This is a genomic window from Pseudaminobacter soli (ex Li et al. 2025) (genome assembly GCF_003012705.1).
GTDB classification, from domain to species: domain Bacteria; phylum Pseudomonadota; class Alphaproteobacteria; order Rhizobiales; family Rhizobiaceae; genus Pseudaminobacter; species Pseudaminobacter soli.
The window spans coordinates 25,677-37,159 of sequence record NZ_PXYL01000010.1; the positions used below are offsets into that span (position 1 = coordinate 25,677).

Annotated in this window: 10 protein-coding genes; 7 read left to right on the top strand and 3 right to left on the bottom strand. The window is 64.8% G+C overall.

What is annotated here, in order from left to right:
• Positions 1 to 55: 55 nt before the first annotated feature.
• The 5 genes from C7I85_RS18975 (at position 56) to C7I85_RS18995 (ending at position 6,719) form a co-directional block, all read left to right on the top strand.
• Complete coding sequence (locus C7I85_RS18975; RefSeq protein ID WP_106725589.1) at positions 56 to 2,257, top strand: pseudouridine synthase; 2,202 nt, start codon at positions 56 to 58, stop codon at positions 2,255 to 2,257.
• Positions 2,238 to 2,792, top strand: a complete 555-nt coding sequence (gene rsmD / locus C7I85_RS18980; protein WP_106725590.1) for a 16S rRNA (guanine(966)-N(2))-methyltransferase RsmD — start codon at positions 2,238 to 2,240, stop codon at positions 2,790 to 2,792. The genes C7I85_RS18975 and rsmD overlap by 20 nt, the downstream gene beginning before the upstream one ends.
• A gap of 224 nt (positions 2,793 to 3,016) precedes the next feature.
• The gene (locus C7I85_RS18985) at positions 3,017 to 4,504 is read left to right on the top strand and encodes a M16 family metallopeptidase (RefSeq protein WP_106725591.1); all 1,488 of its coding nucleotides are present in this window, start codon (positions 3,017 to 3,019) and stop codon (positions 4,502 to 4,504) included.
• Between the two features lie 14 nt (positions 4,505 to 4,518).
• Positions 4,519 to 5,877 (top strand): M16 family metallopeptidase, encoded by a 1,359-nt coding sequence (locus C7I85_RS18990; RefSeq protein ID WP_106725592.1) that lies wholly within the window; start codon positions 4,519 to 4,521, stop codon positions 5,875 to 5,877.
• Positions 5,874 to 6,719 (top strand): patatin-like phospholipase family protein, encoded by an 846-nt coding sequence (locus C7I85_RS18995; protein WP_106725593.1) that lies wholly within the window; start codon positions 5,874 to 5,876, stop codon positions 6,717 to 6,719. Before C7I85_RS18990 ends, C7I85_RS18995 begins: the two co-directional genes overlap by 4 nt.
• A gap of 20 nt (positions 6,720 to 6,739) precedes the next feature.
• Here the strand turns inward: C7I85_RS18995 and C7I85_RS19000 are convergent, their stop codons facing one another.
• The 3 genes from C7I85_RS19000 to C7I85_RS19010 all read right to left on the bottom strand — a co-directional run bounded on the left by C7I85_RS19000 (position 6,740) and on the right by C7I85_RS19010 (position 9,122).
• Positions 6,740 to 7,132, bottom strand: a complete 393-nt coding sequence (locus C7I85_RS19000) for a GFA family protein (protein WP_106725594.1) — start codon at positions 7,130 to 7,132, stop codon at positions 6,740 to 6,742.
• Between the two features lie 108 nt (positions 7,133 to 7,240).
• A complete protein-coding gene (locus tag C7I85_RS19005; RefSeq protein ID WP_245445006.1) occupies positions 7,241 to 8,671 on the bottom strand; it encodes an MATE family efflux transporter in 1,431 nt (476 codons plus the stop codon).
• 34 nt (positions 8,672 to 8,705) lie between these two features.
• Positions 8,706 to 9,122, bottom strand: a complete 417-nt coding sequence (locus C7I85_RS19010; protein WP_106725595.1) for a VOC family protein — start codon at positions 9,120 to 9,122, stop codon at positions 8,706 to 8,708.
• 196 nt (positions 9,123 to 9,318) lie between these two features.
• Between C7I85_RS19010 and C7I85_RS19015 the strand changes: the two genes are divergently transcribed.
• Both C7I85_RS19015 and C7I85_RS19020 read left to right on the top strand, forming a co-directional pair.
• Positions 9,319 to 10,674 (top strand): TldD/PmbA family protein, encoded by a 1,356-nt coding sequence (locus tag C7I85_RS19015; protein ID WP_106725596.1) that lies wholly within the window; start codon positions 9,319 to 9,321, stop codon positions 10,672 to 10,674.
• A gap of 10 nt (positions 10,675 to 10,684) precedes the next feature.
• Positions 10,685 to 11,467 (top strand): 3'(2'),5'-bisphosphate nucleotidase CysQ, encoded by a 783-nt coding sequence (locus C7I85_RS19020; RefSeq protein ID WP_106725597.1) that lies wholly within the window; start codon positions 10,685 to 10,687, stop codon positions 11,465 to 11,467.
• Positions 11,468 to 11,483: the final 16 nt, after the last annotated feature.

The window sequence follows — 11,483 nt, forward strand, 5'->3', positions numbered from 1 at the left end:
CCTCGCAAGTGTGAAGTGTTCCTGTTATCTACCGCCCCGGAAAGGCAAATGCCACATGGATGACGATCGAAAGAAATTTCCGCGCAAGGGCGGATCGAAACCGGGTGGGCCGCGCGGACGCGATGGCGCGCCGCACAAAGGCGGAAAACCGGGATTTTCAAGCAAGCCGCGCGCCGAGGGAGCAAAACCCTTCGTGAAGCGCGATCGCGATGGCGAACGGCCCTTTGCCAAGCGGCGCGACGATGCCATCGGCAGCGAACGCCCCAAGCGCGAATTCCGCCGTGACGACCGGCCGCGCGAGGACGGCGAAGGCGGTTTCCGCAAGCCGCGCGCCGAAGGGGCAAAACCCTTCGTGAAGCGCGATCGCGATGGCGAACGGCCCTTTGCCAAGCGGCGCGACGATGCCGTCGGCAGCGATCGCCCCAAGCGCGAATTCCGCCGTGACGACCGGCCGCGCGAGGACGGTGAAGGCGGTTTCCGCAAGCCGCGCGCCGAAGGGGCAAAACCCTTCGTGAAGCGCGATCGCGATGGCGAACGGCCCTTTGCCAAGCGGCGCGACGATGCCCATGGCAGCGACCGCCCCAAGCGCGAATTCCGCCGCGACGACCGTCCCCGCGAGGACGGCGAAGGCGGTTTCCGCAGGCCGCGAGCTGAAGGAGAAAGACCCTTCGAGAAGCGTGGTCCGCGTCCGGGCCGGGCCGAACGTGCGGAAGCACGCGGCGAGGAATTTTCGCGCGAGAATCGCAATGAAGAGTTCCGTGGCGAACGGCCCGCACGCCAGTTCGACCGTCCGCGCTCCCCGCGTGAAGGCGGCTTCGAAGGTCGCCCGCGTCCCACAGGCGACAGGCCCAGGGGGCCGCGGCCAGCAGGCGCGGAGCGCAAGCCATTTGTTCGCGCGCACACCGAAGAGGAAGCGCCGGGCGAACGCATCGCCAAGCGGCTGGCGCGCGTGGGCATCGCCTCGCGCCGTGACGCCGAGGAACTGATCGCAGCCGGGCGCGTGCGCGTCAACGGCCAGGTGCTGACCTCGCCGGCCTTCAACGTGATGCCGCAGGACCACATCGAACTCGACGGCGAGGTCATTCCGCCGGTCGAGCGGACGCGCCTGTTCCTGTTCCATAAGCCGGGCGGCCTGGTGACGACGAACCGGGATCCGGAAGGCCGCAAGACCATCTTCGACGTCCTGCCGACTGATCTGCCCCGGCTGGTGACCATCGGTCGTCTCGACATCAACACCGAGGGCCTGCTGCTGCTGACCAATGACGGCGGCCTGGCACGTGTGCTTGAACTGCCGGCCACGGGCTGGCTGCGCCGCTACCGCGTGCGCGTTCATGGCAAGGTCGACGAGAAGCAGCTGGCCGGGCTGAAGGACGGCATCGCCGTCGATGGCGTGTTCTACGGCGCCGTCGAGGCTTCGCTGGACCGCGAGCAGGGCGCCAATGCTTGGCTGACCATCGGCCTGCGCGAGGGCAAGAACCGCGAGGTGAAGAACATCCTCGGCGCGCTCGGCCTCGATGTGACGCGCCTGATCCGCATCTCCTATGGACCGTTCCAGCTCGGCGAACTGCCGGAAGGTCACGTTCAGGAGCTGAGCGGACGCATGCTGCGCGATCAGCTCGGCGAGCGACTGATCGAGGAATCCGGCGCCAATTTCGACGCCGACATCATCAAGCCCTTCTCCAACAAGCCGGTCCGTCGTGAATTCGAAAAGCCGTCCGAGGCTGGCGCACCTGCCAGGGGGCCACGCGCGCCGCGTCCTCTCGACATCGGCGAGGGTGGGCTGATCAAGCGCAACCGCAAGCGCGACGACGATCGTCATCGCGAAGACATGCGCGACCGCCTGCAGACGAAACCGGATCGCGGCTTCAAGGCCGATCGCGGCGACAAGCACGAGCGCAGCTTCAAGTCCGACCGCGGTGACCGGCCGGAACGCGGAGCAAAATTCCCGCGCGGCGAAAAGCCGGGTGATGATCGTGCAAGCCGGCCGTTTGAAACGCCGGGCGTGCGCAAGGCCAATGTGTGGATGGCGCCGGGCGCTCGTCCGATCGGCAAGGGCAGGGCTGCTGCCGAAAAGGCGGAAGTAGAGGCCCGTAAGTCGGCCAAGCATCACGGCAAGCCTTTCTTCGATAAGGCAGGCGGCGGCAAGTCGGGTTTCGGCAAGCCGCGCCGTGAGGGCGACGAGGGCAGGGGATCGCGAGGCGGCGACCGTCCGTCGGGTCCGCGGAGGGGCAAGGGCGATGCGGATCGTCGGCGGTGAGTTTCGCGGCCGGCCGCTGGCCACGCCGCGCAGCAATTCCATCCGGCCGACCACCGATCGCACCCGCGAGGCGCTGTTCAATGTGCTTGCGCACCGCTACGCCGACCGGCTGGAAGGTGCGCGGGTGCTCGACCTCTTTGCCGGCACCGGCGCGCTAGGGCTCGAAGCCATATCGCGCGGTGCAGCCTTCTGCATGTTCGTGGAGGAATCGACAGAAGGGCGCGGATTGATCCGCACCAATGTCGAGGCCTTCGGCCTCACCGGCCGCACCAAGATCTTCCGGCGCGACGCGGCCGGCCTTGGCCCGGCCGGAACGGTCCAGCCCTTCGGCCTGGTTTTCGCCGACCCGCCCTATGGCAAGGGGCTTGGCGAAGCCGCGCTCCGCTCGGCCCTGAGTGGCGGCTGGCTGGAGCCGAACGCGCTCTGCGTGGTGGAGGAAACAGCTTCCGTCTCCTTCGAACCCGGGCCCGATTTCGCCGTCGTCGACGAGCGCAGTTACGGCGATACAATCATTCGATTGATTGAGCGAAACTAGGCTTCGCAACAACTCTGATTAGGTTCTGGACAGGTTCGCTGCGTCGTTTGGCGCAGCTTTTTTGCGTCCGCAGGTCCACTTTTCTGGGCCTTGGTCCAGTTTTGGCCTCTTTTCATTTGCCAGATGACGCTGTGTCAACTTTTGGGAATGCTGTGCCGATATCTATATATTGGGGCAAGCAGACTCGGGGACCCCAAAAACAACCAGAAGCCAAGGAGCCATTGATGACTTTTGACATAGAGCGGGCCGCGCGGCGTCGTCGCGCCTGGTCCGCCTCGCTCGCATTGCTGCTAAGCACAGCAGCAGTGCCCGCACTGGCGGACACCGCGCAAAACAAACAGGGCGTCGCCGATTTCACGCTCGGCAACGGCATGGAAGTCGTCGTCATTCCCGACCATCGCGCTCCCATTGTGACGCACATGGTCTGGTACAAAATAGGTAGCGCCGACGAACCGCCCGGCAAGTCCGGCATCGCGCACTTTTTTGAACACCTGATGTTCAAGGGCACCACCAATCACAAGGCAGGCGAATTCGGCGCCAAGATCGCCGAGATCGGCGGCAGCGAAAACGCCTTCACATCCTATGACTACACCGCCTTCTACCAGACGGTGTCGCCCGATGCGCTCCCGACGATGATGGACTACGAGTCCGATCGCATGCGCAACCTGATCCTCACCGACGATGTGATCGGGCCGGAGCGCGAGGTCATTCTCGAAGAGCGGCGTTCGCGGATCGAGGGGAGCCCCGAAGCGCTGCTTGGCGAGCAAATCCAGGCCACCCTCTACGAAAACCATCCCTACCGCATCCCGGTCATCGGCTGGATGCACGAGATGGAGCAGCTGAACCGCCCGGAGGCGATCGAGTTCTACAATCGCTACTACGCGCCCAACAACGCGGTCCTGGTAGTGTCCGGCGACGTCGAGCCTGAAAAGGTTCGCGAAATGGCCGAAAAGACCTACGGCAAGGTTGCACGCGGGCCGGATCTGCCGCCGCGCGTTCGCCCCACCGAGCCGAAGAAGCCCAGTATGCGCACCGTCACCATGTCGGATGAGCGCGTGACCGTGCCCGGCTATTCCAAGTCCTGGGTGGTTCCCTCGTACCACACCTCCAAGAACGGCGAGGCAGAGGCACTCGACCTTCTGTCCGAGATCCTTGGCGGTGGTCAGCGCAGCCGGCTTTACCAGCAGCTCATCGTGAAAGATGGGACTGCGAACGATGCCGGCGCCTCCTACGACGGTGCTTCGCTCGATGACACCGGCTTCATGGTCTACGGCTCGCCGCGCGACGCCGAAGGGCTGGAAGGCCTGGAAACCGGCATCGATGCCCAGATCGACCGCATCGTGAAGGACGGGGTGAGCGACGAGGAACTGCAGAAGGCCAAGAACCGCTATATGCGCAGCATGGAATTCGCTCGCGATAAGCCCTCCGCCATGGCCAACCTCTACGGCGCCGCGCTGGCTACGGGCAGCACGGTGAAGGATATGCAGACGTGGCCCGATCGGATCCGCGCCGTCACTGCCGCCCAGGTGCAGGCAGTCGCAGCCAAGTATCTGAACCCCGACCTCGCGGTCGTCGGCTATCTGCTGCCGAAGAAGGGCAGCGGCGAACCGGATACGGCCGAAGCGCCTTCCGAGGGCCCAGTGCCGGCCAGAGCAGAGCCCGGTAGCGAGTCTCCGGCCCACGTGCCGGCGACCGGCGGCCCCGTCAACTGAATCGGAAAAGTCCAATGACAATGAATTTCAACTTGCGCGCCCGGACGGCGGCGACCGTCACGGCTGTGGCGACCTCGCTGCTGCTGTTCGCGCTCCCGGCGCGAGCCGAAATGAAGATCCAAGAGGTGAAGTCGTCGAGCGGCGTCACCGCATGGCTGGTCGAGGACTACTCGGCGCCTATCATCTCCATCCGCTTCTCGTTCGAGGGCGGCACCACCCAGGACCCGGACGGCAAGGACGGTCTCACCAACCTGATGACCGGCCTGTTCGACGAGGGCGCCGGAAAGCTCGACAGCGAGGCTTTCCAGTCGCGCCTCGACGATGTGGGCGCCGAGATGCAGTTCAGCGCCGGCCGCGACTCGCTCTCCGGTTCGATGCGCACGCTTGCGGACCAGAAGGCAGATGCGTTCGAGCTGCTGCGCATGGCGATCAACGAGCCGCGTTTCGACCAGGAGCCGCTTGAGCGCATTCGCGCTCAGATGGTTTCGGGCATCCTTGCCGCCGCGCACGATCCGGAAGCGGCTGCCCAGGTGAAGTGGGTGGATGCGCTCTATGGCAATCACCCCTATGCCCGGCACAGCGAGGGCACCGAGGAGTCGCTTGCAACGATCAAGGGCGACGATCTGCGTGCCCTGCACAAGGCGATCTTCGCCCGTGAGAAGCTGAAGGTGGCGGTCGTCGGTGCGATCGACCCCGCGACCCTGAAGGCCGATCTCGACAAGCTGTTCGGCAGCCTGCCGGAGAAGCCGACGCTGAAGCAGGTTCCGGACGTGCAGGCCAAGCTCGGCCAGGAGCTTCGCGTCGACTATCCGTTGCCGCAGACGAGCATCACCTTCGCCTATCCCGGTGTTTCGCGTGAGGACCCGCACTTCTTCGGCGCAGTGCTGATGAACCATATCCTCGGCGGCGGCACCTTCAGTTCGCGCCTGTTCGACGAGGTGCGTGAAAAGCGTGGTCTGACCTACGGCATCTCGTCGTCGCTGATGAACCAGGCCCATTCCAGCGGGCTGGTGATCAGCACCTCGACGCGCGTCGACAAGGCTGGCGAGACGCTTGACGTCATCCACGACGTGGTCGACAAGATGGCCAAGAACGGTCCTGACGAGGCAGAACTGGCTGCAGCGAAGAAGTATCTGGTCGGCTCCTATGCGATCAACAACCTCGACTCGTCGACCGCGATCGCAAGCACGCTCGTGGATCTGCAGGTCCAGAACCTGGGCATCGACTACATGCAGCGCCGCGCCGATCTGATCAACGCGGTGACCGTGGACGACGTCAAGGCTGCTGCGCGCAAGCTCCTGAGCGTCAAGCCGTCGGTTCTCATCGTCGGTGCGCCGACGGCCACCGCGGCCAGCGTGAGGACAAACGGTTGAGCCCGACCTTCGCCGTCGCCTTTGGCGGCGGAGGCGCCCGCGGCCTGGCGCACATTCATGTCATCGAGGCTCTGGACGAGCTCGGCATTCGGCCTGTGTCGATTGCTGGCTCGTCCATCGGCGCGATCATGGGGGCGGGGATGGCTTCCGGCATGACCGGCAAGGATATCCACGACTATGCGCGCTCCATTCTCGGGCGGCGATCCGAAGTCGCTGCCCGCGTCTGGCAGGCGCGGCCCGGGACGTTCTCGGAGATGATCGAGGTCGGCTTCCGGGTCAGCCAGTTCAGCATCGAGCGCATATTGAGGGCTTTCCTGCCGCCGCAAATACCGGCCACGTTCGAGGAACTGAAGATTCCGCTGCGCGTGGCCGCGACCGATTTTTACGGCCACAAGCTGGCCGTCCTCCGCGAGGGCGACCTGAACTCGGCGCTGGCCGCCTCGGCGGCCATCCCAGCCGTGTTCAGCCCCGTCAAGCGCGATGGCCGGCTGCTCATCGACGGCGGCATCTACAATCCCGTGCCGTTCGACCTGGTCGACGGAGACGCCGATATCGTGATTGCCATCGATGTGGTCGGCGCGCCGACCAATGGCAGGCGCAAGAAGCCCAACTCCATCGACCTGATGTTCGGTGCCACCCAGCTGATGATGCAGTCCATCACCGCCTGCAAGCTGCAGCACACCCGGCCCGACATCCTGCTGCGTCCGCCGGTTTCCCGTTTCCGGATGCTCGATTTTCTGAAGGTCGATGCGGTAATGGGCGAGACCGTCGCCATCAAGGATCAGTTGAAGCGTTCGGTCGACGCCGCATTGAAGGCACGCGAAGAGCAAGTTTGCGCGTGAGCCAGGCGCTCGCGCGTCACCTACCCCTCATAGCGGCCCGCGGCGTCACGATCGCGCTCGTATCGCCTGGTTAGCGGAAACGGCGGCAACCAGGACTCACGACGGATGGTCCAGAGTTCGTAGCTTGGCCTCAGTTGGTCAGGAGCATCCAGGGATCCCAGGTTCACTTCGATTTCGTCTGCGGTACTTGAGAAAACGGGCGAGCCGCAGCGGGGACAGAAGAACCGCCCGGCGTAGTCGCGTGTCTCGCCAGTGATCTTCACTGCATCCTGAGGGAATATCGCGGAAGCGTGAAAAAGCGCCCCATGATGCTTGCGGCAGTCGAGACAGTGACAGAGGCCGACCCGGTATGGGCGTCCCGAAGCCACAAGTCGCACGTTGCCGCACAGGCAGCCGCCGGTGAACTGGTCCATGTTGCGCCTCCTCCATACTCAAGCGGTCGGAATCGCTACAACGAACAGCACTGTCGATGCAATTTCCCGCTACAGGCGGGAAATGTCGCTCTTCAGTAGAAGAAAAAACTAGGGCAGCGTTGCCGCCTTTCCTGTCGAGAAGGGCGACTGGGCCGAAGGCGGCGGTGCGGGCACTGGCTCGGCATCGGCCTCGGCTGCTTCGCTCGCCAGCACGCGCACGACGCGGAAGCAGACCAGCACCGACACCACGCCGAATACCACCGCACCCAAACCCCAGCCGGCGAGGACGCCCTTGGCGCCGTAGAAATGGGCGCCGGCCCAGACGAATGGAATGACGCCCAGCGTCGAACGACCCCAGTTGAAGACCGTGGAATAGGTCGGGTAGCCGAGATTGTTGAAGGCCGCACTCGACACGAAGATCGCGCCATTGAACAGGAAGCTGCCGGCCGCAAATACGCAGAAGAACACGATAAGTTCGCGCGACAGACCTTGTGCGCGGAAAATGTCGGCGATCGGGTGGGCGAAGATCGCCAACAACGCCCATACCGCAAGCACATAGACCACGGTGAGGACAAGGCTGTCGCGCATGATCGTCAGCAGACGCTCATATTTGCGCGCGCCGAAATTCTGCCCGAGGATCGGGCCGACCGCACCCGACAGCGCGAAGATGACACCAAAGGCAACCGGCACGATGCGGCCGATGATGGCCCAGCCGGCCACCGCCTGGTCGCCGAAGGCGGCGATTTCAGCCGTGACATAGGCGTTGCCGACCGGCGTTGCGACCTGCGTCAGCACTGCCGGCAGGCCGATTGCGAAGAAGGGGCGGACCGCCTGTTTAAGCCGCTGCCGGTCCGGCATGTGGATCAGGCGGTGGACGACATTCGCGCCGTAGATGCCTATGGCCAGCATGACGAACCGCGACAGCACGGTGGAGATCGCCGCGCCTTCGAGCCCGAGACCAAAGCCGAAGATGAACAGCGGATCGAAGACGGCCGCAGCCAGGCCGCTGGCGAGGGTCACATACATGGCCCGCTTGGCGTCGCCCGTTCCACGCAATATGCCCGTGGTGCACATGCCGAGCGCCATTATCGGTGTCGAGAACAGGACGATCTGCAGAAAGCGGGTGGACAGTTCCAGCGTCTTGCCGGTGGCGCCGAGCATCACGTTGAGGTCACGCAGGAACGGCCACACCGCCAGGCTGATCAGCAAGGTGCTGACGCCCATGAAGACCATCGCGGCGCCGCCCATCTGGGCTGCCTCCTCGCGGCTGCCCCTGCCGAGCGCCCGCGAAACCAGGGCGCCGCAGGCGATGGTGAAGCCGATGGCGATGGACAGCGTGAAGAACAGCAGCGTCGAGGCGAAGCCGACCGCTGCAGTCAGCTCCTCGATGCCGAGCAGTGAGATGTAGAACAGGTTGAGCCCATCGACGATGAAGATCGAGATGAGGCCGATTGAGCCGGTCGCCGTCATCACCAGAACATGCCGCATGGTCGAGCCGGTGACGAATTTCGCCATATGGCCGGGATGTTTCTGGCTCATGGACTGTCTTTCAGAAATGTAAGGCTAGGAGGATTTAGTGCGCGAACACCTGTTCGAGCGACCTGAACCCCTTGAATTCGAGCGCGTTGCCGGATGGGTCGCGGATGAACAGGGTCGCCTGTTCGCCGGGCTCGCCGACAAAGCGGATCATCGGCCGCTCCAGCCAGTCGACGTCGTCGCGTGCTTCAAGCCGGTCGGCCAGGGCCTGCCAGTCGTCCATCAGAAGCACGACGCCGAAATGCGGGATCGGCACCAGCTTGCCGCCCACCTGGCCGTCATTGGCGGCCGCGGCGGCGTCGGGCCTCAGATGCGCCGACATCTGGTGGCCGAATAGGTCGAAATCCACCCAGGTTTCGGACGAGCGCCCGATCGCGCAGCCGAGCACGTCGCGGTAGAAAGCACGGGTCTTTTCCAGGTCGCGAACGGGAAAGGCGAGATGAAAAGGTGTCATGTCGTCGGCTCTCCTTGGGGTGGCTGGACTGATGATCGCGCATCCTGGCGCGATTGTGGCCACGATTTTGCGCCACGATGCTATGATGAGTCTTTCCGCCTAACCCATTGCACAAGCGGGGTCGGAACAATAGATGGTTCAGGTGGCGGCCGTGCCGAACGGAGCGAACCACGCAACCATTCCTGGGAAAATCCGCATGAATGACACTTCCGAAGCCGCAAGAGATGCCGCCAAGCTGACCGACCGCGTTGCCGCGCTCGTCGAGGCGGCGAAGAAGGCAGGCGCCGACGCCGCCGACGCCGTGGCCGTGCGCGGCCGTTCGACCAGCGTTTCGGTGCGGCTCGGCAAGGTGGAAGGCACCGAGTCTTCCGAAAGCGAGGACGTGTCGCTGCGTGTCTTCGTCGGCCAGCGGGTCGCCAGCGTTTCGGCGACGGCCGCGTCCGACCCGGCAGCTCTTGCCGAACGTGCTGTCGCCATGGCGAAGGTTTCGCCGGAGGACCCCTATCAGGGGCTGGCGGATGCTGCGCTTTTGGCAAAAACCATCCGCGACCTCGACCTGATGGACGATACGGTCGTCTCGGCCGAGCGGCTGAAGGCGGATGCGCTGGCAGCCGAAGAGGTTGCGCTCGCGGTCGCCGGCGTTACCAATTCCGGCGGCAGTGGTGCCAGCGCGGGCATGGGCGGGCTGGTGCTCGCCACCTCGCACGGCTTTGTCGGCCAGTATGCCGGAACGCGTTTTTCGATCTCGACCAGCGTGATTGCCGGCGAGGGCACCGGCATGGAGCGCGACTACGACTTTTCCTCGCGCCTGCATTTCGCCGATCTGGATTCGCCTGAATCCATTGGCCGCAATGCCGGCGAGCGGGCCGTGCGCCGGCTCAATCCGCGCAAGGCCAAGACCGGGCCGGTCAATGTGGTGTTCGATCCACGCGTCGCGCGCGGCATCGCAGGTCATCTGGCCGGCGCCATCAACGGCGCTTCGGTCGCGCGCAAGACCAGCTTCCTGCGCGACATGATGGGCAGGCAGGTGGCGGCCGCCGGCATCACCGTCATCGACGAACCGCTGCGCGTGCGCGGGCCTGCATCGCGCCCCTTCGACGGCGAAGGCATCGAGGGCGAGAAGCTCATCATGGTCGACAAGGGCATGCTGAACCACTGGTTCCTGTCGGTTTCGGCGGCCAAGGAACTCGGCTTGAAAACCAACGGCCGCGGCGTTCGCAGCGGCTCCTCGGTGACGCCGAGCTCGACCAACCTTTCGATCGAACCGGGCGATCTCGCGCCGGAAGACCTGATCCGCTCGCTCAAGACCGGCTTCTATGTCACGGAAGTCTTCGGCCAGGGCGTCAATATGGTGACCGGCGAATACAGCCGCGGCGCTTCGGGTTTCTGGATCGAGAATGGCGAGCTTGCCTATCCGGTGTCGGAGGTGACGATCGCCTCCAACCTCAAGGACATGTTCCTCAACATGACGCCTGCCAACGACCTCGACCGCAATTTTGGCACGGCCGCCCCTACCTTGCTTATCGAAGGGATGACGCTTGCCGGCAGCTGAGACATCCGGCATGGCGGACCACGCAGAGGATCTGGCGCTGTTGCTTGACGCCGCGCGCAAGGCGGGCGCTATCGCCATGCGCTATTTCAGGCAGAACCCTGAAGTCTGGATGAAGAGCGGCCAGTCGCCGGTCAGCGAGGCCGACTATGCGGTCGACACATTTTTGCGCGAGACGCTGACGGCGGCGCGGCCCTGCTATGGCTGGCTGTCGGAGGAAACCGCCGACAGCGCGGCCCGGCTCTCGGCGCGCCGCACCTTCGTGGTCGACCCCATCGACGGCACGCGCGGCTTCCTCGACGGCTCCGACAGCTGGTGCGTGAGCCTTGCGGTGGTGGAAGACGGCCGCTCCATAGCCGGAGTCCTCGATTGCCCCGCGCGGGGCGAGGTCTTCGAGGCGACGCCCGGCCAGGGCGCTCGCAAGAACGGCATCGCAATTGGCGTTCGCAGGCCCGGAGTGGAACTCGACATGGGCGGGCCGAAGCCTTTCTTCGACGCTCTGCCGGAGGAATGGCGCGAGCGCATCCGGCGCGTGCCGCACATTCCCTCGCTGGCCTATCGCCTGGCGCTGATCGCCGAGGGCAGGCTGGATGCGACTTTCGTCAAGCCCAATGCCCATGACTGGGACATCGCCGCCGCCGATCTGATCCTGCGGGAAGCCGGCGGCCTCATTGTCGACGCAAACGGCACGCCTCCTTCCTATGGCGGTGCCGTCACGGCACATGGAGCGCTTGTGGCAGGCAGCGGTGACCTCCTTGCCGCCATCACCGGGGTGATTGCCGCCGCGGAACGCTGAAAGCTGCGGAAAAGGT

Excerpts from the sequence above, each read along its gene's own strand:
- C7I85_RS18975 (WP_106725589.1), top strand. The coding sequence starts at position 56 with ATGGATGACGATCGAAAGAAATTTCCGCGCAAGGGCGGATCGAAACCG.
- rsmD (WP_106725590.1), top strand. The coding sequence starts at position 2,238 with ATGCGGATCGTCGGCGGTGAGTTTCGCGGCCGGCCGCTGGCCACGCCG.
- C7I85_RS18985 (WP_106725591.1), top strand. The coding sequence starts at position 3,017 with ATGACTTTTGACATAGAGCGGGCCGCGCGGCGTCGTCGCGCCTGGTCC.
- C7I85_RS18990 (WP_106725592.1), top strand. The coding sequence starts at position 4,519 with ATGACAATGAATTTCAACTTGCGCGCCCGGACGGCGGCGACCGTCACG.
- C7I85_RS19000 (WP_106725594.1), bottom strand. The coding sequence starts at position 7,132 with ATGGACCAGTTCACCGGCGGCTGCCTGTGCGGCAACGTGCGACTTGTG.
- C7I85_RS19005 (WP_245445006.1), bottom strand. The coding sequence starts at position 8,671 with ATGAGCCAGAAACATCCCGGCCATATGGCGAAATTCGTCACCGGCTCG.
- C7I85_RS19010 (WP_106725595.1), bottom strand. The coding sequence starts at position 9,122 with ATGACACCTTTTCATCTCGCCTTTCCCGTTCGCGACCTGGAAAAGACC.
- C7I85_RS19015 (WP_106725596.1), top strand. The coding sequence starts at position 9,319 with ATGAATGACACTTCCGAAGCCGCAAGAGATGCCGCCAAGCTGACCGAC.
- C7I85_RS19020 (WP_106725597.1), top strand. The coding sequence starts at position 10,685 with ATGGCGGACCACGCAGAGGATCTGGCGCTGTTGCTTGACGCCGCGCGC.